At 53.1% G+C, this 22,512-nt stretch carries 19 protein-coding genes; 12 read left to right on the plus strand and 7 right to left on the minus strand.

Annotation, left to right across the window (positions count from 1 at the left end; genetic code table 11):
- Positions 1 to 14: 14 nt before the first annotated feature.
- From ABK821_RS00925 to ABK821_RS00940, 4 genes are all read right to left on the minus strand, one after another.
- Positions 15 to 1,142 carry an ABC transporter ATP-binding protein gene (locus tag ABK821_RS00925; RefSeq protein ID WP_138360174.1) on the minus strand — a complete coding sequence of 376 codons (1,128 nt, stop codon included), beginning with the start codon at positions 1,140 to 1,142 and terminating at the stop codon, positions 15 to 17.
- Positions 1,143 to 1,154: 12 nt separating this feature from the next.
- A complete protein-coding gene (locus tag ABK821_RS00930; RefSeq protein WP_138360173.1) occupies positions 1,155 to 2,057 on the minus strand; it encodes a carbohydrate ABC transporter permease in 903 nt (300 codons plus the stop codon).
- Complete coding sequence (locus tag ABK821_RS00935; RefSeq protein ID WP_138360172.1) at positions 2,050 to 2,940, minus strand: carbohydrate ABC transporter permease; 891 nt, start codon at positions 2,938 to 2,940, stop codon at positions 2,050 to 2,052. Before ABK821_RS00935 ends, ABK821_RS00930 begins: the two co-directional genes overlap by 8 nt.
- A gap of 868 nt (positions 2,941 to 3,808) precedes the next feature.
- Positions 3,809 to 4,135 (minus strand): cupin domain-containing protein, encoded by a 327-nt coding sequence (locus ABK821_RS00940; RefSeq protein WP_138360171.1) that lies wholly within the window; start codon positions 4,133 to 4,135, stop codon positions 3,809 to 3,811.
- A 138-nt stretch (positions 4,136 to 4,273) separates the two neighbouring features.
- On the opposite strand from ABK821_RS00940, the gene ABK821_RS00945 reads away from it, so the two are divergent.
- Entirely contained in the window at positions 4,274 to 4,987 is a 714-nt protein-coding gene (locus ABK821_RS00945) for an aspartate/glutamate racemase (protein ID WP_343178378.1), read from the plus strand.
- Here the strand turns inward: ABK821_RS00945 and ABK821_RS00950 are convergent.
- Positions 4,953 to 5,879 carry a LysR family transcriptional regulator gene (locus ABK821_RS00950; protein ID WP_138360169.1) on the minus strand — a complete coding sequence of 309 codons (927 nt, stop codon included), beginning with the start codon at positions 5,877 to 5,879 and terminating at the stop codon, positions 4,953 to 4,955. The two genes, ABK821_RS00945 and ABK821_RS00950, sit on opposite strands and share 35 nt — an antisense overlap.
- Before the next feature lie 134 nt (positions 5,880 to 6,013).
- Between ABK821_RS00950 and lysA the strand changes: the two genes are divergently transcribed.
- The 5 genes from lysA to ABK821_RS00975 all read left to right on the plus strand — a co-directional run bounded on the left by lysA (position 6,014) and on the right by ABK821_RS00975 (position 11,866).
- Positions 6,014 to 7,276 carry a diaminopimelate decarboxylase gene (gene lysA, locus ABK821_RS00955; protein WP_343178377.1) on the plus strand — a complete coding sequence of 421 codons (1,263 nt, stop codon included), beginning with the start codon at positions 6,014 to 6,016 and terminating at the stop codon, positions 7,274 to 7,276.
- 395 nt (positions 7,277 to 7,671) lie between these two features.
- The gene (locus tag ABK821_RS00960) at positions 7,672 to 8,985 is read left to right on the plus strand and encodes an SLC13 family permease (RefSeq protein WP_343178376.1); all 1,314 of its coding nucleotides are present in this window, start codon (positions 7,672 to 7,674) and stop codon (positions 8,983 to 8,985) included.
- A gap of 16 nt (positions 8,986 to 9,001) precedes the next feature.
- Complete coding sequence (locus ABK821_RS00965; RefSeq protein ID WP_343178375.1) at positions 9,002 to 10,147, plus strand: glycerate kinase; 1,146 nt, start codon at positions 9,002 to 9,004, stop codon at positions 10,145 to 10,147.
- 45 nt (positions 10,148 to 10,192) lie between these two features.
- A complete protein-coding gene (locus tag ABK821_RS00970; RefSeq protein WP_343178374.1) occupies positions 10,193 to 10,417 on the plus strand; it encodes a pyruvate kinase in 225 nt (74 codons plus the stop codon).
- 294 nt (positions 10,418 to 10,711) lie between these two features.
- Positions 10,712 to 11,866, plus strand: a complete 1,155-nt coding sequence (locus tag ABK821_RS00975) for a CdaR family transcriptional regulator (protein WP_343178373.1) — start codon at positions 10,712 to 10,714, stop codon at positions 11,864 to 11,866.
- A 485-nt stretch (positions 11,867 to 12,351) separates the two neighbouring features.
- Here the strand turns inward: ABK821_RS00975 and ABK821_RS00980 are convergent, their stop codons facing one another.
- A complete protein-coding gene (locus ABK821_RS00980; RefSeq protein ID WP_171034836.1) occupies positions 12,352 to 13,353 on the minus strand; it encodes a LacI family DNA-binding transcriptional regulator in 1,002 nt (333 codons plus the stop codon).
- Between the two features lie 303 nt (positions 13,354 to 13,656).
- Here ABK821_RS00980 and ABK821_RS00985 point away from each other — a divergent pair, with 303 nt between their 5' ends.
- The 4 genes from ABK821_RS00985 to ABK821_RS01000 all read left to right on the plus strand — a co-directional run bounded on the left by ABK821_RS00985 (position 13,657) and on the right by ABK821_RS01000 (position 17,746).
- On the plus strand, positions 13,657 to 14,994 hold the full coding sequence (locus ABK821_RS00985; protein ID WP_138360166.1) for a PTS sugar transporter subunit IIC: 1,338 nt from the start codon (positions 13,657 to 13,659) through the stop codon (positions 14,992 to 14,994).
- Between the two features lie 7 nt (positions 14,995 to 15,001).
- Positions 15,002 to 16,429: a glycoside hydrolase family 1 protein gene (locus ABK821_RS00990; RefSeq protein WP_343178372.1), complete on the plus strand. Its 1,428-nt coding sequence runs from the start codon at positions 15,002 to 15,004 to the stop codon at positions 16,427 to 16,429.
- Positions 16,430 to 16,496: 67 nt separating this feature from the next.
- Positions 16,497 to 17,270, plus strand: coding sequence for a GntR family transcriptional regulator (locus ABK821_RS00995; RefSeq protein ID WP_138360164.1), 774 nt, complete (start codon positions 16,497 to 16,499; stop codon positions 17,268 to 17,270).
- Positions 17,267 to 17,746, plus strand: a complete 480-nt coding sequence (locus ABK821_RS01000; protein WP_138360163.1) for a GNAT family N-acetyltransferase — start codon at positions 17,267 to 17,269, stop codon at positions 17,744 to 17,746. The genes ABK821_RS00995 and ABK821_RS01000 overlap by 4 nt, the downstream gene beginning before the upstream one ends.
- Here ABK821_RS01000 and galR read toward each other — a convergent pair.
- Positions 17,707 to 18,723, minus strand: coding sequence for an HTH-type transcriptional regulator GalR (galR, locus tag ABK821_RS01005; protein WP_138360162.1), 1,017 nt, complete (start codon positions 18,721 to 18,723; stop codon positions 17,707 to 17,709). The two genes, ABK821_RS01000 and galR, sit on opposite strands and share 40 nt — an antisense overlap.
- Positions 18,724 to 19,146: 423 nt before the next feature.
- Between galR and aas the strand changes: the two genes are divergently transcribed.
- Together aas and lplT are read left to right on the plus strand one after the other, a co-directional pair.
- The gene (gene aas / locus ABK821_RS01010; RefSeq protein ID WP_343178371.1) at positions 19,147 to 21,306 is read left to right on the plus strand and encodes a bifunctional acyl-ACP--phospholipid O-acyltransferase/long-chain-fatty-acid--ACP ligase; all 2,160 of its coding nucleotides are present in this window, start codon (positions 19,147 to 19,149) and stop codon (positions 21,304 to 21,306) included.
- Positions 21,299 to 22,492 carry a lysophospholipid transporter LplT gene (gene lplT, locus ABK821_RS01015; RefSeq protein WP_138360160.1) on the plus strand — a complete coding sequence of 398 codons (1,194 nt, stop codon included), beginning with the start codon at positions 21,299 to 21,301 and terminating at the stop codon, positions 22,490 to 22,492. The genes aas and lplT overlap by 8 nt, the downstream gene beginning before the upstream one ends.
- Positions 22,493 to 22,512: the final 20 nt, after the last annotated feature.

Consider the following 22,512-nt stretch of genomic DNA (forward strand, 5'->3'; position numbering starts at 1 on the left):
TAATACTCCAGTGTTCACAGAGAGATGTTCTGTTCAGTTTTAGCGTCAAAAATATGGCACTTGTTGAAATCAAATTTGAAATGCACCTTACGATGAAGCCCTTTCTCAATCATGGGTTTCGCTTCATCTGACGGAACGCGGGCGGTCAGTTCATAATCCGCAACCTTCAGATAGACGAAGAATTCATGTCCCATATTTTCCACGCGCACCATTTCGCCAGTGCATGATCCTTCGGCAAACGGTTCATCGGAGAGAGAGACGAACTCCGGGCGCACACCGAAGAATACCTGTTGGTCCTTATGCGCGGCGACTTTACTCTGCAGGGTGTCGTTTAACGGCAGCAGCTCATCGCCAATGGTCAGGTGCAGGCGACCCGCGTGTTCAACCAACTGGCTGGGGCGGATATTCATCTCCGGCGCGCCGATAAAACCGGCTACAAACATATTTTTCGGCTTATGGTAGAGGTTGTCCGGGGTATCAACCTGCATGATATGGCCCAGCTTCATTACGCAAATGCGATCGCCCATGGTCATCGCTTCGGTCTGATCGTGGGTCACGTATACGGTGGTCGCCGGTTTGCCGGATTTCTTCAACTGTTTGTGTAGATCGGAAATGCGGATACGCATTGAGGCACGCAGCTTGGCATCAAGGTTAGAGAGCGGTTCATCGAACAGGAATACATCGGGTTTTTTCACAATTGCGCGGCCAACCGCCACGCGCTGCGCCTGGCCGCCGGAGAGCTGACGAGGCAGGCGATCCAGCAACTCTTCCAGTTCGAGAATTTTTGCCGCTTCGTTCACATGGGCGTCAATTTTATCCTTCGGCATTTTGCTCAGCTTCAGGCCGAAAGCGAGATTTTCGCGGACGGTCATATGGGGGTAAAGCGCATAGTTCTGAAATACCATCGCGATCCCGCGTTCTTTTGGCGCGAGATTGTTGACGATTTTTTCCCCGATGCGCACCTCGCCGCCGCTGATGGTTTCCAGACCGGCCAGCATGCGCAGGGTGGTGGATTTGGCGCAGCCGGAGGGGCCAACGATGACCATAAACTCGCCATCAGCGATTTTCAGATCGATACCATGTACCGCTTTGAAGCCGTTGGAGTAGACCTTTTCCAGTTTGTTGAAAATAACTTCAGCCATGATATTTCCCTCTTAACCTTTAATTCCGCTGCTGGTTACGCCCTGTACGAAGTAGCGTTGTGCCAGGAAGAACACGATGATGGACGGCAGAATGGAGATACTCGCCATTGCCAGAATTTCGTTCCACGGAGCGCCTTCCGTGACGTCGATGGACATTTTCAGCGCCAGTGCAATTGGATATTTATCGACGCTGTAGACGTAAATCAGCGGGCCGATAAAGTCGTTCATCGACCACATAAACTGGAACAGCGCGACGGAGATAATCGCCGGTTTCAGAATCGGCACCACGACGTACCACAGCACCTGAATGGAGTTGCAGCCATCGATCTGCGCCGCTTCTTCCATATCGCGGGGGACGCCGCGCAGGAACTGAATCAGCATAAAGACGAAGAACCCCTGGGTGGCGAAGGCCAACGGCAGGTACAGCGGCAGATAGCTGTTCAGCATGCCCATTTCACGGAACATCAGGTACTGGGGGATCAGCAGCACGGTGCTCGGCAGGAGCATGGTGGTGATAAGGGTGGCGAACCAGAATTTTTTCCACGGGATCTCGAAGCGGGCGAAGCCGTAGGCCACGATGGTGGAGGAGATAATGGTCAGCAGTACTTTCGGAATGACATACTTGAAGGTGTTCAGCATGTAGTGACCGAAGTTGTACTCAGTCCCGGTTTTCCAGCCGTTGATAAAACCCTCCCAGGTCGCGTGGGCAGGCCACAGACTCAGGGTGGTGAAGATCTCGTGATTCGGTTTGAACGACGCCGAGAACATCCATGCCAGCGGGTAGAGCATCAGCAGGCCGACGAACAGCAGGATCACATAGCGAATCGAGCGACTGATTTTTTCACGACGCAGAGTTCGTGCGACTTCACGTGCGGCGATGTCTCTTGCTTCAGAGATTTGTTGAATATCAGCCATTTTTGCCTCCCTTATCGGCGGAGTAGAACACCCAATATTTCGAAGACTTAAACGCAATGGCGGCAAAGACCGCGACCACCAGGAACAGCACCCACGCCAGCGCCGCGCCGTAACCCATATCGAAGTACTTAAATGCGGTGTCGTAGATATAGAGTGAGAACAGATAGGTGGAATAGGTTGGGCCACCGCCGGTAATGACGTACGGGCCGGTAAACTCCTGGAACGCCTGAGTGGTCTGCATAATGAAGTTGAAGAAAATCACCGGGGTGATCAGCGGTACCGTGACCTTCATAAACATCTGCCATTTTGACGCGCCATCGATCATCGCTGCCTCATATTGAGACTGCGGCACGTTCTGCAACGCCGCGAGGAAGATCACCATCGCGGAACCAAACTGCCAGACGCGCAGCAGGGTAACGGACATCAGCGCCAGCGAAGGTTCGCCGAGCCAGTTGACCGGATCGAAGCCGAATACGCCAATAAAGCTGTTCAGCAGCCCGTCGATTGCAAACAGCGCGCGCCACAGGACGGCGATCGCCACGGAGCTACCGAGAATCGAGGGGATGTAGTAGGCGGTACGGAAAAAACCGATACCACGCAGTTTGAAGTTGAGGACAAAAGCGATCCCCAGCGCGAAAGCCAGTTTTAACGGAATGGTTAAAAAGACATACGCGAACGTCACGCCCATGGATTTCCAGAAGAGGCTATCTTCGGTCAGCATGTAGCGATAGTTTTCGATGCCGTTAAACACCGGTGGATTCATCAAATCGTACTCAGTGAAACTGAGGAAGAAAGATGAAACAAAGGGAAAGGCGGTAAAGACTATCAGCCCGATAATATAGGGCGATATCCATGCCAATCCCAGGAGCTTGTTTTCATTCATACATACCTACCTGGCTTACGAGTTTTAATACGGATTCTGTTGACTGCCTTTCCCGCGGGCGCCGCCGCCGGAAAGTTAATGTGTTTTTGCTATGTCAGCCGTGAGTCATTCCTTAATGCGCTTTTTACTTATTGAGAACGTTTTCGCTCTACTTATCCTTGCAGAGCATGTGTTTTTTGATTTTGTCTTACCTTGCGTCCTGATTTTGTAAAACGCCGTTTTAATTTTATTTTATTGCTATTTATCACAGAGTCATTCAGTTCATCGCGGAAATGTGATCAAAGTCGAAACGATGTTTCAAAAAGGTGCGGAGGCGCGCATTTTACCGGGAAAATGGGCCTGAAACAGGATGAGGCGCGAGCTGGTAAAAGCCGGGTGGGGGAAATAATTAGCCTTGTTAATGATTTGGATAAAATCTACTTTAGGACAGTTATTTTTAGCGGGAAAGTTCAGAAAATGGTGGGGGACGCTGATGCACGTCAGTGAAAGGCCATTTACGGGGGAATCAGGCTTTGTTACAGCCAGAAAGGTGCGATTAAGCGGTGGTTCTGGCGAAAAACCAGGATGTTGTTTACTCGTTATACCCGTCATACTTCAAGTTGCATGTGCGTTGGCTTTCCTCGTTCACCCCAGTCACGTACTGGAGTACGCTCCCGGGGATTCACTGCGTCGCCGCCTTCCTGCAACTCGAATAATTTAGGGTAGAGTTATCCCGATTCATCCGGAATAATTTCGGATATCGTTTGTTTGTGGTTTTCAGCAACCGGAAAAAAGAGATTCACGCCGACAGACGTGACACCATAAAATCGCATAAATGGCGTCACTGACTCGCATCAGGGCACGCAGGGCATGCCCCGGAGATGAGATATTACTTTTGCAGAAAATCCTGGCGAATCGGGGTAAAAGTATCAAGAAGCGTACCTGGTTTCAGGCAGATACAGCCATGCATAATCTCTGGTTTCTTGTAGAGGGTATCGCCTGCGCTCACCACATGTTTTTCATCGCCGATGGTGAATTCAAACTCGCCGGAAAGAACATAGGTGAGTTGTTCGTGGGGATGGTTATGCATCGGCCCGATGGCGCCTGCTTCGAAGTTCACCTCGACCGCCATCATGTTGCCATCGTGCGCAAGGATGCGGCGGGTTACGCCATTGCCCAGATCTTCAAGGGTGGTCTCTTTATGGAAAATAAACATCTGGTCGTCCTGTAGTTAATTAAAACACCGTTTCACTTAATTTACACCACAATCTTGTAAAAAGAAACGAATGTCAGGAGAAGTGGAAAGCTGATCACAAGTTCGGCGTCGCAAAGGTATTCCTGGAAGGAGTGAATAATGAAAACGATCGGCCTGTTGGGCGGAATGAGCTGGGAATCCACGATTCCTTACTACCGCCTTATTAACGAAGGCATTAAAAGCCGTTTGGGCGGGCTACATTCAGCCAGTCTGTTACTGCATAGCGTGGATTTCCATGACATTGAAGCCTGTCAGTCTTCCGGGGACTGGCAGCGGGCGGGGGAGATCCTCGCCCAGGCGGCTTTCGGCCTGCAGCAGGCGGGAGCCGAAGGGATCCTCTTGTGTACCAACACCATGCACAAGGTCGCGCAGGCGATTGAAACACGCTGCGAGGTGCCGTTTCTGCATATTGCCGATGCCACCGGACGGGCGATAACAGCCAAAGGCCAACGCCGGGTAGCTCTGCTGGGGACGCGTTATACCATGGAGCAGGATTTTTATCGCGGCCGGTTGCAGCAGCAGTTCGCTATCGACACGCTGATCCCGCAGGCCGACGATCGCCAGCGTATCAACCAGATCATTTTCGATGAACTGTGCCTGGGGACCTTTAGCGCGGATTCGCGCGACTACTATCTTCAGGTGATTGAGGATCTGGCGGAACAGGGCGCGGAAGGGGTGATTTTCGGTTGCACCGAAATCGGCCTGCTGGTGCCTGCGGAAAGCAGTCCGCTGCCGGTGTTTGATACCACTGCGATTCATGCGGCGGACGCGGTCAACTTTATGCTTTCGTCAGCACCGCTTCAAGCGGGGTAAGAATACGCGGCAGGCTTTTTTGCAGATGTAACGCGAAAGCATCGACCAGCGCGGAGCCGGGCCGATGCAGCGGGCGAATCAGGCTAACGGTAAAGGGCACTTCAACGCTAAAGCGGCGTACCACTACGCCGTTTCCGGCGTAATCCAGAGCGGTGAGCGGGTTAACCACCGAAATGCCAATCCCAGCGCGCACCAGGGCACAAATTGAGGCGGCGCTATGGGTCTCCACCACCATCCGCCGTTTGACCTGATGTTCGAGAAACAGGGCATCAAGCAACTGGCGATAGCTGTCGGTACGCGACAGGCTAATGTAGTTTTGGTCATGAAAATCCGCGGGCGTTAGCATCTGTTTCACGGCCAGCGGATGGCCTTGCGGCAATACGCACACCTCATTCAGCGTCAGCAGCGGCGTACGCTCGGTTCCGGCAGGGGTATGCAGGGTTTCGGTCAGGCCGAGATCGTGGCGCTGAGCCGACAGCCACTCTTCAAGCAGCGGCGATTCCTGGGGGACGATTTGCAGGTGAACGTCCGGGTAGCGCGTCAAAAATGGCTCCAGCAGCAGCGGTAAAAAAGATTGCGAAAATACCGGCAGGCAGGCAACCGACAGCTCGCCCTGGCGGAATTCGCGCAGGCTTTCCGCGGCGCTAACGATTCTGTCCAGTCCGTACCAGGCGCGCTGAACTTCCTCAAACAGGCGTAATCCTTGAACCGTGGGTTGCAGACGACCGCGCGCGCGGGCAAATAGCTTTAATCCCAGCACTTTTTCAAAACGTGCCAGCTCGCGGCTGACGGTTGGCTGCGAGGTATGCAACATCTGCGCGGCTTCGGTCAGATTGCCGGTGGTCATCACCGCATGGAAGATTTCGATATGGCGCAGGTTTACGGCGGGCATCAGCGATCCTTGGATTATGCATTCCATATCATTTTTGCATAGACTGGCAATAAAACGATATTTTTTATTCCTTACGCGCTGTGGCGTAATCGTAAAAAAACAGAGATAACGCACACACAGCACCGGAGTTACTTATGCCACACTCGCTTTACGCCACCGATACCGATCTGACTGCAGAAAATCTGCTGCGCTTGCCCGCTGAGTTCGGCTGCCCGGTCTGGGTCTACGATGCGCAGATTATCCGTCGTCAGATTGCTCAACTCCGGAAGTTCGACGTGGTGCGTTTTGCGCAGAAAGCCTGCTCCAATATTCACATTTTACGCCTGATGCGTGAGCAGGGGGTGAAGGTGGATTCGGTGTCGCTGGGCGAGATCGAGCGCGCGTTGGCGGCCGGCTACGATCCGCAACAGCATCCGGACGACATTGTGTTTACTGCTGACCTGATCGATGACGCGACGCTGGCGCGGGTAAAAGCGCTGCAAATCCCGGTCAACGCCGGTTCTGTTGATATGCTGAAGCAGCTAGGGGAAGTTTCGCCGGGGCACCGGGTCTGGCTGCGCGTTAATCCGGGGTTCGGCCACGGCCACAGTCAAAAAACCAATACCGGCGGCGAGAACAGCAAACACGGTATCTGGCACACGCATTTACCGGCGGCGCTGGAAGTGATGCAACGCTATCAGCTTCAGCTGGTGGGCATTCATATGCACATTGGTTCCGGGGTGGATTATGGCCATCTGGAGCAGGTGTGCGGTGCGATGGTGCGCCAGGTTATCGAGTTCGGGCAGGATCTGCAGGCGATCTCCGCCGGCGGTGGGCTGTCGATCCCTTATCACGAAGGGGAAGAGGCGATCGATACCGATCATTACTTCGGGCTGTGGAACGCGGCGCGCGATCAAATAGCCAAATATCTGGGTCACCCGGTGAAGCTGGAGCTGGAACCGGGTCGCTTCCTGGTGGCGGAAGCCGGGGTGCTGGTTTCTCAGGTACGCAGCGTGAAAGGGATGGGCAGCCGTCACTTCGTGCTGATTGATGCCGGTTTTAATGATTTGATGCGCCCGGCGATGTACGGCAGCTACCACCATATCACCGCCCTGGCGGGAGACGGTCGGGATTTGAGCGTCGCCGCGAAGATTGAAACCGTGGTTGCCGGGCCGCTGTGCGAATCGGGCGATGTCTTTACCCAGCAGGAAGGGGGAAAAGTGGAAACCCGCCTGCTGCCAGCGGTGGTGCCGGGCGATTATCTGGTGCTGCATGACACCGGTGCTTACGGCGCATCGATGTCTTCAAACTACAACAGTCGTCCATTGCTGCCGGAAGTGCTGTTCGACAACGGTAAAGCGCGGCTGATTCGCCGTCGCCAGACAATTGACGAACTGTTAGCGCTGGAAGCACTGTAAGCCCCCCCGATTCATGTCTGCTGATGACCCCCTCTTTTCTGTTTGCCTCAGGAGACAGGGGGATTTTTGCCTGCCTCTATTGATCACGATGTTTAAACGTTCTGGCACCGCACTGTGATCACTCCCTTTGTCATTGTGATACGCCTCGCACCTTCTTGTTCTGCAACACAAAAATTTTTGGTCAAATGCCTGGTTTTTTCGTGTCGCAACACATAGGTCATTTTAGGACATCGTAATAGAATAATTTCCAATCAATAAGAGATAAGGAATTATTTTATCGAATCTGATTTCAAAAAAATGATTAATGACATCATTAAATAATGCATATTCCACCAGGCGTTAATGTGCATTAGTACCCTATTGTCGATAACGTATAAAATATAAGAGGTCTCATTATGCATACCATTGAACCCTTGGCATGGTACGGGGCGTTAATTGGTCTTTTTATTGCCATTGTACTTATTCTAAAAAAAATTAATCCGGTTTATTCACTGTTTCTTGGTGCTATTGTCGGCGCGATTGTTGGCGGCGGTACGCTGGAACAAACCATTGGTTTTTTGAACGCTGGAACACAAAGCGTTATGGGCACCGTGATCCGCGTACTGGCGGCCGGAGTACTGGCGGGTGTGATGATGGAGTCGGGGGCGGCGGAAACCATCGCCCAGGCTATTGTGAAAAAAATGGGGGAAAGTAAGGCGATATTAGCGCTGGCGCTTGCCACCATGATTATTACCGCTGTAGGCGTATTTATCCCAGTGGCAGTATTAATTGTTGCACCCATTGCGCTCTCAGTAGGAAATAAAATGGGCATTTCCAAATTGGCATTATTGCTTGCTCTGTCTGGTGGCGGTAAAGCAGGTAATATCATTTCACCTAATCCGAATACCATCGCCGCAGCGAACGGTTTTCATTTGAATTTAAGTGATGTGATGATCGCCGGTTTTATTCCTGCTATATTCGGTTTGATTATTACTGTGATAATGGCCTCCTTGCTGAAAAATAAAGGCATCAAGGTGAGTGATACAGAAGCTGCGGCGGCTTATGGCACCCAAACTGGAAAAGGTGAGAAAATCTATCCGTCGCTCGGCAAAGCGATTGTGGCACCGGCTGTTGCCGTTATTTTATTAATGATCAACCCGATTGGTTCTATCTTCCACATCAGCGCATTGTCTGCGTTCAAACTTGATGCGATGTATGTTCTGCCGATTGCCGGACTTGTTGGATTGATCGCCATGGGGCAAAAGCACAAGATCATCCCCTACACCACTTCCGGTTTAGAGAAGATGACGGCCACTGTGCTTATCCTGATTGGCGCCGGTGCGATAGCTGGGTTGATCTCAGCTTCGGATCTCTCTGCGCAAGTGGTGAACCTGATTAACGTCATGGGCATTTCCGGCACCTTCCTGGCACCAATCTCCGGCATCTTGATGGCGGCGGCGACGGCATCGACTTCCACTGGTACGATTTTGGCTACGGGGACCTTTGGTCACGCTATTTCCGCTATTGGTATCGCGCCGATCTCCGCTGCCGTCATGGTGCACACCGGTGCCACCGTAATTGACTCCCTGCCACAGGGCAACTATTTCCACGTCACCGCACAGAGCATGAACATGTCGATCAGACAACGTATGGGCTTGCTGCCCTACGAAGCGATTGTCGGTGGCACCATGACGGCTGTCGCGACCCTGCTTTACGGATTCATTTTTTAGCATGAGGCAACCCACAATGAAAAAAGAGACTTTTGTATTAGCGCCTGATTCGTTTAAAGAGAGCATGACGGCGAAAGAAGTATGTAACGCGATGGAAAAAGGGTTGCGTAAGGTATTTCCTGATGCGAATTATATCCATGTGCCGATGGCGGATGGGGGGGAAGGCACGACCCAGTCGTTGATCGATGCTACCCAAGGTAGTTTGTACTCACTGACGGTGACCGGACCGCTTGGAACGCCAGTAGAAGCCAGCTACGGCATTATGGGCAATGGCGAGATTGCCGTGATCGAAATGGCCTCTGCCAGCGGCATCCAATTTGTGAACCGAGAGACGAAAAATCCTCTGATCACTACAACCTATGGCACCGGTGAATTGATTCGTGCTTGCCTGGACAAAGGTATCAAAAAAATTATTCTGGGTATCGGCGGTAGTGCTACCAATGATGGTGGTGCGGGTATGGCGGAAGCCTTGGGCGTGCGTTTCTACGATGAAGCTGGCAACGCCTTGCCGCGTGGTGGTGGCGCATTAGGGCGTCTGCACAGTGTTGATATCAGTGGGCTGGATAGCCGTTTGGCGCAAGTGGATATTCAGGTGGCGTGTGACGTGACCAATCCGCTGTGCGGCTCACAGGGTGCTTCGGCCATTTTTGGTCCGCAAAAAGGAGCGACGCCGGAAATGGTGGCGCAGTTAGATGCCAATCTGGCGCACTATGCGGCGGTGATCTATGACCAATTGCATAAAGAGATCTCTGATGTCGCGGGGGCTGGCGCTGCTGGCGGCCTGGGGGCCGGTCTGATGGCCTTTACACGCTGTACGCTGCGTAAAGGGATCGATATCGTGGTCGAGTTCAGCGGACTGCGTGACAAGCTGTTTGGCGCAGATTTCTGTTTTACCGGTGAAGGGCGCATCGATTACCAGACTAAATTCGGCAAAACGCCGTATGGCGTTGCCAAAACAGCAAAAGCGCAAGGTGTGCCAGTGATCGCGGTATCCGGTTGTGTGGGAGAAGGCGTCGAGGCGTTGTATGACGAAGGTATCGACTCTATTTTTGGCATTATTCCTCATGCGGATAGCATTGATGCGCTGTTGAAGGCGGGCGCGATCAATATGGAACGCGCCTGTGAAAATATTGGCCGATTGCTGAAAAAAGCGGTTGCGTAATTATGCGCCGCACAAAATACATACGTTTTAACAAAGGAAAACAGTATGGCTGAAACAGTGCGGCGTACAAAAATAGTTGCTTCTTTGGAGCCTGCCGCAGACCATGATAATAGTCTGGATAAAATTATTAAAGCAGGATCGAATGTGGTTCGTTTTAATTTCTCTCACGGTGCTAAGGAAGATCATATTGCACGTGCGGAAAAGTCAGTACTATTGCATAAATTGGTCGCACCAACAACTGCCGTATTTGCGTCGTCGATTAAGCGCTAAACGTACTGCCGTGCATGTATAAATATGACAGCAGCGCCGCGTTAAGCTCATGTTATATACTCATGTTCTGCTGCACCGTTATTTATCATTGCTGTTGAATTCGTTTTTTTTCAAAGAGAATAAAATATACGGCACTTTTTGAAGTAAAGTGTTGTCCATCGTCTTTATAATATCGAGGATGTATCTCGATACTTTATTAAATGACAAAAAGCAGTTGTTGTTCGTGTGGCATTTTCCCATGCCGGATATTTCCGTTGTGCTAATTATTGTTAGTGCCGCACCAAGGGATAATAAATGACAGATTACTATTTCGACGCAAAATTAGCCTATTCGATAGTCGAACGTACCATGAAGATTATTGACTGCAATATCAATGTTATGGATGCCAAAGGGCGCATTATAGGCAGTGGTGATCAGGAACGTATTGGCGAAATTCACGAAGGGGCGTTACTGGCATTAACGCAGAAACGTGTGGTGGCAATTGATGATGCGTCCACACATACGCTGCACGGGGTTAAACCAGGCCTTAATCTGCCGCTGAAACTCAACAATCAGATTGTGGGCGTTATTGGGCTAACCGGTAATCCGGAGGGGTTGCTGCAGTTTGGCGAACTGGTATGCATGACAGCGGAAATGATGCTGGAACAGGTGCACCTGCTGCAATTGTTGGCGAGGAACAGTCGTCTGCGTGAAGAGTTGGTAATGAGTATGATACGTAATGACAGCCATTCCGCCACCATGCAAGAATGGGCGCAGCGTCTGGGTGTTGATCTGACCCAACCGCGTATCGCGATGGTGGTGGAATTGGATAGCGGTCAGCTTGGGGTCAGTACCGCGATGAGTGAGCTGCAACAGTTGCAGTCTTTGCTGATGGAGACGGGAAAAGACGAATTGATGGCGATTGTCTCGCTGACTGAGATGGTAGTGCTGAAACCAGCCTACCTACATGCTGAGCGCTGGGAGCCGGAAGCGCACAAACGCCGAATGGAGCAGCTTTATCAACGCTTACAGCAGGAAAGCCCCCTGCGTGTACGCCTGGCGTTGGGTAACTTCTTTCCCGATGTGGGCGGGGTGGCGCGTTCCTACGAAACTGCGAAAACCACAATTAAGGTTGGCAAACAGCGTATGCCGGATGTGCATTGCTACTGCTATCAGGACATCAAGCTACCGGTGTTACTGGATAGTCTACGCGCAGGTTGGCAGGCAGCAGAGCTGGTTAGGCCGTTGCAACGTCTAAAAGCGATGGACGGCAACGGCGTGTTCCGTGAAACCTTGCATACCTGGTTTCGTTATAATCAGCAAGCGGGAAAAACAGCAAATGCGTTGTTTATCCACAAGAATACGCTGGAGTATCGCTTGCGCCGTATCTCCGATCTTACGGGGCTTAACCTGAGCAACTTCGAAGATCGATTTTTGCTCTACGTCGCAGCCCAGTTGGATGAAAGTTAGTCGGTATGACTTCCGTCATACATGCTCAGGGAGCGAGGAGCCTGGCATATTCCTCTCTGAGCAACACGATGCCTTCGGCCAGATCGCGGTACAGCAAGGGGGGGAATCAAATGATCCTGCGTATGGATCAGGATCAGATATACCGGTATTGGACAGGCCTCAATCTCGACTATACACATTACAGAATATGGCAATCTACGGTATCTATGCTTCGCGTCGCCATATGCCGCCCGCTTACGTGTACTACCGGACTTCATGTATAGTTTATGCAAGATCCACGTTGGCAGGCTATGCAAACTGTCTGGCGTGTCAGTCCGGTGCTCAATTGTGCATTGATGCCTGTTGTGTATTGGTATGGAATAAGCATCTGTATTTTTATGAGATAAATACTGGGGTATGAAGTAAAAGTACGAGCTGTGTTCATAGCATACTCGGGCTTGCGCTGACATGCCGTTGCTTCTTCGGTGAAAACGGCATCCGGCGGATTACGTGGAATAGGGGCCGGCGACCACCGACTCGCGCAGTACCAAGGTGCCGGTAAACGGCGGGATGGTTTCAATCGGCTGAGCGTTGGCCAGCTTGATCGCCTGATCGATAGCGGTGGTAATCATGTTATCGATCGGCAGGTAGACCGTGGATAGCCCCGGTTCCAGCCATTTGGCGCTCGGCGCGTCATCAAAACCAAACAATGAAATATCCTGCGGGATCCGCAGCCCGGCCTGACGCAACGCTTTTGAAACACCCAGCGCCATATCGTCATTACAGGAAAACAGCGCGCTAAACGATGTTTTTTCTTCCAGCAGTTCACGGCATAATTCATAGCCACGTGGGATGGTGGCATCGCCATACTTCACTTTCGCCGGATCCCATTTGATACCGTGCTTTTTCAGCGCCTGACGATAGCCCTCCAGGCGAGCCTTTCCCGTTGGCGTATGTATTGGCACGGTAATACAGGCGATATCGCGATGGCCCTGAGTTATCAGATACTCTACCGCCTGAAACGCCGCATCCTGCTGTTCAAAAAAAACGCAGCGATCCCGCGCCTGGCTAACGTCGCGGTTAATGACCACCAGTGGCGTGCCGATGGACTCAATCAGCGACATAATTTTCTTTTCGCTCATATGGCGCGTGTATAGCACGATGGCGTCACATTGACGGTCGGCAAGCATCTGTACGGCCTCTTCTTCACGCGCCGGCGCATTGTGCCCGTCGGTGACAATCAGCTGTTTACCCCAGGCTTCCGTTTGTCGGGAAGCCTGCTGCAATAAACGCCCAAAATAGAAACCGTCGAAAATGGAGACCACCAGGCCGATGCTGTTGCTCGTGCGGTTCGCTAGCGAGCGGGCGAGAAAGTTGGGCCGATAGCCCAGCTCTTCCATTGCCTTAAAAACCCGCTGGCGGGTACTCTCTTTCACCTGACCAGTGCCGTTCAACACGCGGGAAACCGTCGCTTTAGAGACGCCTGCGTGAATTGAGACATCCAGCATTGTAGCCATTCATCCGATTCCTGATATCACGTGGTAATGCGCAGTTTATCACAGACATTCAGGGGGATATGGCTTCGTGGCAAAGCAAAAAAACTATCGCGATCACGCTTTTGCAGGATTAACGGGCTGAAAAATAAAACACTGAATTCGGCATGCCAATTTGGTTTTTTTGGAATGCCAGTTTTGAGGTTGCGAACTTAGTCACAGAACTTTTTCCCATCGATGATTATTTTTGGTATGCCAATAGGTGCCTGGCTGTACACCTTGTGCGCAAAAAAGTCCCTTAACCCTGAGGTATCCTCTATGGCATTGCAGGACAAATTGATCGACTCTCTGGGGAGTTTCGCTACGAAATTCAACAGCTACCGCTACATTATGGCGATAAAGGCGGCCTTTATTACCCTGATGCCGGTGATCATCGTGGGCGCCTTTTCGGTGCTGATCTCCAATATGGTGCTGGATCCGAAAAACGGGCTGGCCAGCTTTCAGGCGCTCTCTTTTCTGGCTGCGCTAAAACCGATTACCAGCGCAATTAACTATGCGACGCTTAACTTTCTTAATATCGGCGCCGTATTTCTGATCGGCATCGAGCTTGGGCGGATTAACGGTATTAAGAGCCTGTTTCCCGGCCTGCTGGCGGTCATCTGTTTTATCTGTGTGACGCCAACCACCGTCGAAATGCTGGTCGACGGACAAATGCATGAAGTGAAAGATGTGCTGTTGCGCCAGTTCTCAGATACGCGCAGCCTGTTCCTCGGCATGTTTATTGCCATTCTTTCCGTGGAGATCTACTGCTGGCTGGAGAGATGCAAAGGCCTCAAGATCAAAATGCCGGACACCGTTCCCCCCAACGTATCGGCATCGTTTTCCGCGCTGATCCCGGCAATTATTACCACCACGGCGATTGCTACCTTTGGTTTTATTTTTCATCAAATTACCGGCATGTATCTCTATGATGCGGTCTATCAGGTGGTACAGCAGCCGCTGGAGCGAGTGGTGCAAAGCCTGCCGGGGATCCTGCTGCTGATGTTTGTCGCCCAGTTGTTCTGGGTTATCGGCATTCACGGTAATCAGATGATCAAACCGATCCGCGAACCGCTGCTGCTGGGGGCGATTACCGTCAATATGAGCGCCTTTGAGCAGGGCAAAGAGGTGCCGAATATCATCACCATGCCGTTCTGGGATGTTTATATGAGCATTGGCGGTTCGGGGCTGACGATTGGCCTGCTGATTGCGGTGATGATCGCCACCAAACGCAAAGAAATGAAGGAGATCGCCAAACTGTCGATCGGACCCGGGCTGTTCAATATTAACGAACCGGTGATTTTCGGTATGCCGATCATGCTTAATCCGATCCTTGCGATCCCTTTTATTATTACCCCACTGGTGACCGGCAGTATCGGTTACTTCGCCACCGTCACCGGTTTTGCCGGTAAAGCGGTGGTCATGGTGCCGTGGACCACGCCACCGCTGATTAACGCCTGGCTCTCCACAGCCGGATCGATGGGGGCGGTAGTGACACAGCTTGTCTGTATTGTCGCCGCGGTGCTTATCTATCTGCCGTTCGTCAAAATAGCCTCCCGTCGTGCGGAAAACGCGCAGCGTCAGGCGGAAAACGCTGAAGTCAGCCAGAATGTATGAGGACACCATGAGCAGAGTAAGGATCGCGATTCCCCGCGACTTTATCCTCGGCGCCGCCGCGTCGGCGTGGCAAACCGAAGGCTGGAGCGGCAAGAAAGAGGGGCAGGATTCCTGGCCGGATCTCTGGTACAAGAACGATCGTCACGTCTGGCATAACGGTTATGGCCCGGCGGTCGCGACCGATTTTATCAACCGCTTCCGCGAAGACGTGCAGTTGATGAAGCTGGCGGGACTGACCCACTATCGTACGTCGATCAACTGGTCGCGTTTTCTTACCGACTATGAAAAAGTCACGGTTGATGAAGAGTATGCGGCGTACTACGACCAGCTGTTTGACGCGCTACGGGCTAACGGCATTGAGCCGATGATCTGCCTTGAGCACTATGAACTGCCCGGCTATCTGCTGGAGCACTACGGCGGCTGGGCGTCGAAAAAAGTGGTTGATCTGTTCGTACAATATGCGGAGAAAGTTTTTGCCCGCTATCACCATAAGGTGACGCGCTGGTTTACTTTCAATGAACCGATTGTGGTACAGACCCGGGTCTACCTCGACGCGCTGCGCTGGCCTTACGAACAGAATACCGGGACCTGGATGCAGTGGAATCATCATAAGGTGCTGGCGACGGCTAAAGTGGTCAGGCTGTTTCGCGAAAAAGGCTATCGCGGCACGGTCGGCTGTATTCTTAACCCGGAAGTCACTTATCCACGTTCAAAAGCGCCTCATGATCTTCGCGCCGCGGAAATCTACGATCTGTTTTATAACCGGGTTTTCCTCGATCCGCTGGTCCACGGCGAATATCCGTCAGAACTGTACAACCTGCTCGAACAGCACAACGTTGGCTGGGATTACAGTGCGCAAGAGCTGGCGATTATTCGCGAAAACACCGTGGATGAGCTGGGAATTAATCTCTACTACCCACACCGGGTGAAAGCCCCGTCGCGCGCCTGGCACCCGCAGACGCCATTCCATCCGGCTTACTATTATGAGCCCTTTGAACTCCCGGGAAGACGGATGAATAGTTCGCGTGGCTGGGAAATTTATCCGCAAATCGTTTTTGATATGGCGATGCGGATTAAACAGGATTACCGCAATATCCCGTGGTTCGTGGCCGAAAACGGCATGGGGGTGGAAAACGAAGGGCAGTTTCGCAATAGCGAAGGCACCATCGCCGACGATTACCGGATTCGCTTTATCAGCGAACATCTGTGGCAAACGCTGCGTGCGCGGGAAGCCGGCGCCAACTGCCACGGCTATATGCTGTGGGCGTTTACCGACAATGTTTCGCCGATGAACGCCTTTAAAAATCGTTACGGGCTGATTGAAATCGATCTGCAAAATCACCGCGCGCGAAGGCCGAAGGCTTCCGCCAGCTGGTTCCGTCAGCTTGGCGAATGTCGGGAATTGACGCTGGATATTGACGACGAGTGGCGTTAGGCATGGTTAAATTTTGCTAAGATAGCGGCGATATTGACTCGCAGGTTCATAACGCACAGGTGATATTGTGGAGAAGGCTATTATTCCGCCGGAAAAGAAACCCTATCAGGAGATTGGTGATGATTTACGCGCACAGATTGCGCAGGGGCGCTATCCCATCGGATCGCGTCTGCCGCCGGAACGCAATATCGCCGAAATTTACGGTGTGAGCCGGACGATCGTCCGTGAAGCGCTGTTGATGCTGGAGTTACAGGGAACGGTGGATATTCGCCAGGGCTCCGGGGTGTACGTTATGCGCATCCCGCATGAGGGCGATAGCGAGGAAGAACAGATGCTGAGCAGCGACGTCGGGCCGTTCGAAATCCTGCAGGCCCGCCAGCTTCTGGAGAGCAATATCGCCGCTTTTGCCGCTAAAATGGCCACTCGCGCCGATATCGATAACCTGAAACGTATTATTGAGCAGGAGCAGCGGGCTATTGCCGCCAACGATACCAGTCAGGACAACGCCCGGCTTTTTCACCTGGTGCTGGCCGGGGCGACGCAAAACCAGATGCTGCTGGCGACGGTCGAGCGCATCTGGCTGCAAATGGACAGCAGCCCGTTATGGCAGCAGTTCAATGTACATATCGCCAGCCGGGCGTATCGCCTGAAGTGGCTTGGCGACCGGCAAACGCTCCTCGCCGCCCTGCGCCGTCGCGATGTGATGGGCGCCTGGCAGGCCATGTGGCAGCACCTTGAAAACGTAAAAAATAGTCTGCTGGAGCTTTCTGATGAAGACGCACCGGACTTTGACGGCTATCTCTTTGAGTCAGTGCCTGTTTTTCAGGGAAAGCTGATGTGATTATTCAGCCTTTATCCGCCGCGCCGCAGTATGCTGGGCAGGTTACGGAGTGGCTATGGCGGGCTTTTGGCGGCGATATGTTGCCGCAGGCGTTTTTCGCCAGCATCATCGGGCATAGCCAGACGCCGGGGGCGTTGCCGGTTACGTTTATTGCCGTTGAAAATGAAAAACTGCTGGGAACCGTCGGGCTCTGGCGCTGCGACTTAATCAGTCGCCAGGATCTGTATCCGTGGATGGCGGCACTCTATGTCGCCCCGGAAGCACGGGGAAAAGGGCTGGCGGGAACGCTACAGCAGCATGTCATCCGGTATGCACGAACGCAGGGCTATTCCGCGCTGTTTCTCTATTCCGCCTGCCGTGATTTTTATGAGCGTTTTGGCTGGCAGTATATCGGCGAAGGTCTGGATTACCCGGCCACGACGGTCAGTTTATATCGCTATGATTTATCGCGTTCCGCAGGCGAAACCACCGAGTGACGGCGTACCAGCGTCGGGCTAAAAAGATGGGTTATCTCCGGGGGCGGGCGATGTTCCGCCAGCGCTAACGCCAGCTCGGCGGCCTGAGTCGCCATGGTGACGATCGGGTAGCGCACGGTGGTCAGACGCGGGCGCACATAGCGTGAAATCAGTATGTCATCAAAACCGATCAGCGAAATCTCCTGTGGTATATCAATACCGTTATCGTTTAACACGCCCATCGCACCGGCAGCCATTGAGTCGTTATAGCAGGCCACGGCGGTAAAATGCCTCCCTCGCCCCAGCAGTTCGGTCATCGCCTGTTCACCGCCGCTCTCATCAGGCTCGGCAAAGGTCACCAGGCGGTCATTGCACGCCAGGCCGCTCTCTTTTAATGCCGCGTAATAGCCCTGAAGACGGTCTTCGGCATCGGAAATCGGGTGATCGGAACAGATATAGCCAATGCGGGTATGCCCTTGCTGAATCAGGTGACGCGTTGCCAGCCAGGCGCCGTAACGGTCATCCAGCGCGACGCAGCGCTGCTCTAAGCCAGGTATAATACGGTTGATTAGCACCATACCGGGGATCTGCTTCATTAACGCGGTCAGCTCGTCATCGGGGATCATTTTGGCGTGAACCACCAGGGCTGCGCAGCGGTGGCGAATCAACTGTTCAATCGCCTGACGCTCTTTATGGATGCTGTGATAGCCGTTACCGATCAGCAAAAAATTGCCGGTATTGTAGGCCACCTGCTCGACGGCTTTGACCATTGAACCAAAGAAAGGGTCGGAAACATCGCCCACCACCAGGCCAACGGTTTGCGTTGACTGCTGCGCCAGCGCGCGGGCGTTGGCGTTAGGATGATAATTTAACGCTTCCATCGCCGCCCCCACCGACTGGCGTGAGGCTTCGCTGGCTTTCGGTGAATTGTTAATCACGCGGGAGACGGTAGCGACGGAAACTCCTGCGAGACGGGCTACATCCTTAATTGTCGCCATACCATGCCTTTTTTAGGGTAAGCGTTTACATACCGTTTATGTTACGGGAAAGCGCCGCAGATTCAAGAACCGCGGCGCCTGGGGTCATGTAATTGTGACACAGATTAGCCTTGTTGATGAAAGAGTTACTCACAGGCAACCTGCGAATGATTCCGGGAGGGGGGAATTCACACCTTTGCTTACACTTTGCGATTAGCTGTTGCGAATGTTCGCTGGTTTACCCATTCATATCATTGATATTCTGGCTTTCCCAGAGGTATTGATTGGTGAGTTTCTTAAGTACGCTATTCGTACTGATTATCTTGCACCGACCTGCGCAGATGCGCAGGTTTTTTTTGTCCTGAATTCCTCTTCGCGCACTGCATTTCCCACCTCTTCTCGTGTAACCTGCTTTGACTGATTAACCGGTCAGACGGAGTTGTTATGCTTTTAGGATTTTTTAGACTGTTATTCAAGGGATTGTACCGGGTAAAACTCACCGGCGACACCCAGGCGCTGTACCAGCCAAAGATACTGATTACGCCCAATCACGTCTCATTTATTGACGGCATACTGCTGGCGCTTTTCCTGCCGGTGCGCCCTGTTTTTGCAGTGTACTCTTCAATTAGCCAGCGCTGGTTTATGCGTGCTCTGACACCCCTTATCGATTTTGTGCCGCTGGACCCGACCAAACCCATGTCCATTAAGCATCTGGTCCGCCTGATTGAACAAGGGCGTCCGGTGGTTATTTTCCCGGAAGGGCGGATTTCGGTAACCGGGTCGCTGATGAAAATTTATGACGGCGCGGCTTTCGTTGCAGCAAAGTCGCAGGCGACCATTGTGCCGCTGCGTATCGAGGGCGCTGAACTTACCCCCTTTAGCCGCCTCAAAGGGCTGGTCAGGCGCCGCCTTTTTCCCCGTATTCAACTGCATCTGCTGCCGCCGACGCATCTGGCGATGCCTGAGGCGCCGCGCGCCCGCGACCGGCGTAAAATTGCCGGAGAAATGTTGCATCAGATAATGATGGAAGCGCGGATGGCGGTGCGCCCGCGCGAAACGCTGTATGAATCGCTGCTGGCGGCGCAGTACCGCTTCGGTGCGCGTAAAAACTGCGTGGAAGATATTAATTTTCAGCCGGATACCTACCGTAAGCTGTTGACCAAAACCCTGTTTGTGGCGCGTATTCTGGAAAGGTATAGCGCTCAGGGCGAGAAAATCGGCCTGATGCTGCCGAATGCCGGGATTAGCGCAGCGGTAATTTTCGGCGCGATTGCCCGTGGGCGTATTCCGGCGATGATGAACTATACCGCCGGGGTGAAAGGCCTGAGCAGCGCGGTTACCGCCGCCGAAATTAAGACGATTTTCACCTCGCGAACCTTCCTTGATAAAGGCAAACTCTGGCACCTGCCGGAACAGTTGACTCAGGTGCGCTGGGTATTCCTCGAAGATTTAAAAGCGGATATCACCGCCGCGGATAAGCTGTGGATTTTTGGTCATCTGTTGATACCGAAGCTGGCGCAGGTTAAGCAGCAGCCGGAAGATGCGGCGATGATCCTGTTTACTTCCGGTTCAGAAGGCAATCCGAAAGGCGTGGTACATAGTCATAAAAGCCTGCTGGCTAACGTCGAGCAGATTAAAACCGTCGCTGACTTTACCGCGAACGATCGCTTTATGTCCTCGCTGCCGCTGTTTCACTCCTTTGGCCTGACGGTCGGCCTGCTGACCCCACTGTTTACCGGTGCGGAGGTGTTCCTCTATCCGAGTCCGCTGCATTATCGCATGGTGCCGGAACTGGTGTATGACCGTAATTGTACCGTGCTGTTCGGCACCTCGACCTTCCTCGCCAACTATGCCCGCTTTGCTAATCCATATGACTTTTATCGCCTGCGGTATGTTGTTGCAGGCGCGGAGAAACTGCAGGAGAGCACAAAGCAGATCTGGCAGGACAAGTTTGGCCTGCGTATTCTCGAAGGCTATGGCGTTACCGAATGTGCGCCAGTGGTGTCGATCAATGTGCCGATGGCGACGAAGGTGGGAACCGTTGGTCGCATTCTGCCGGGTATGGATGCGCGTTTACTGGCGATGCCGGGTATTGAAGAAGGCGGCCGTCTGCAGCTAAAAGGGCCGAATATTATGAAAGGCTATCTGCGCGTGGAAAATCCGGGTGTGCTGGAGGCGCCAACGGCGGAGAATCAACACAGCGAAGTGGAAACCGGCTGGTATGACACCGGCGATATTGTCACCTTTGACGAGCAGGGCTATGTGCGAATTCAGGGACGCGCAAAGCGCTTTGCTAAAATTGCCGGTGAGATGGTATCGCTGGAGATGGTCGAGCAGGTGGCGCTGGCGGTTTCGCCGGACAAAATGCACGCCACGGCGATTAAACAGGATGCCAGCAAAGGCGAGGCGCTGGTGCTGTTTACCAGCGATAATGAACTAAATCGCGAGAAACTGCTGCGCTATGCCCGTGAACATGGCGTGCCGGAGCTGGCGGTACCGCGCGACATTCGCTGGCTGAAACAGCTCCCGGTGCTGGGCAGCGGTAAGCCGGATTTCGTCGCCCTTAACGATATGGTTGAAGAGATGGAACATTCGGATGAGTGAGTCAGTACACACTAACACCTCTCTGTATTCGAAAGGAATGATGGCGGTTATCTGCGCCCAGTTTCTCTCGGCATTCGGCGATAACGCGCTACTCTTCGCGACCCTGGCGCTGATGAAGCAACTGTTCTACCCGGCGTGGAGCCAGCCGGTATTGCAGATGTTGTTTGTGGGTGCTTACATTCTCTTCGCGCCTTTTGTCGGGCAGTTTGCCGATAGCTTCGCCAAAGGGCGGGTAATGATGGTGGCTAACGGTTTGAAGCTTATCGGCGCGGGCTGTATTTGCTTTGGCGTTAATCCGTTTGTTGGCTACACGCTGGTGGGCATTGGCGCTGCCGCCTATTCTCCGGCTAAATACGGCATCCTCGGCGAGCTGACCACCGGGGATAAGTTAGTCAAAGCTAACGGCCTGATGGAGTCCTCCACCATTGCGGCTATTTTGCTTGGTTCGATGGCTGGCGGTATTCTGGCGGACTGGCATGTCCTGGCGGCGCTTGTCGTCTGCGCGATGGTGTACGGCGGGGCGGTGATGGCCAACCTGTGGATCCCCAAACTGCCCGCCGCGCGTCCCGGCCAGTCGTGGCGTTTCAGGCCGATGACCCACCGTTTCTTTAGCGCCTGTGCAGTGCTGTGGCGTGACGGCGATACCCGGTTTTCGTTAGTCGGCACCAGCTTGTTCTGGGGAGCGGGAGTGACCCTGCGCTTCTTACTGGTGCTGTGGGTGCCAGTAGCCCTGGGTATTACCAGTAATGCCATGCCGACCTACCTTAACGCAATGGTGGCGGTGGGGATAGTACTGGGGGCTGGCGCGGCGGCGAAGCTGGTGACGCTGGAAACGGTGTCCCGTTGTATGCCCGCGGGGATTTTGATTGGCGTCGCGGTCGTCTTTTTCGCCATCCAGCAGGCGTTGCTGCCGGCATTTGGCCTGCTGCTGCTGCTCGGGGCGTTCGGCGGTTTCTTTATTGTGCCGCTGAATGCGCTGCTTCAGGAACGCGGCAAACACACGGTTGGCGCGGGCAATGCAATCGCGGTGCAGAATCTCGGCGAGAACGTCGCGATGTTGCTGATGCTGGGCCTGTACTCGCTGGCGGTGAGCATAGGTATTCCGGTTGTTGGCGTCGGGATGGGCTTCGGCGTGGTATTTGCGCTGGCTATCATCGCGCTGTGGATTTGGGGGCGTCGTAAATAGTCTCCCGGGTGCAGCGGACC

Origin of the sequence: Klebsiella sp. KE9456 (genome assembly GCF_043832615.1) — a bacterium.
GTDB classification, from domain to species: Bacteria; Pseudomonadota; Gammaproteobacteria; order Enterobacterales; family Enterobacteriaceae; genus Klebsiella; species Klebsiella indica.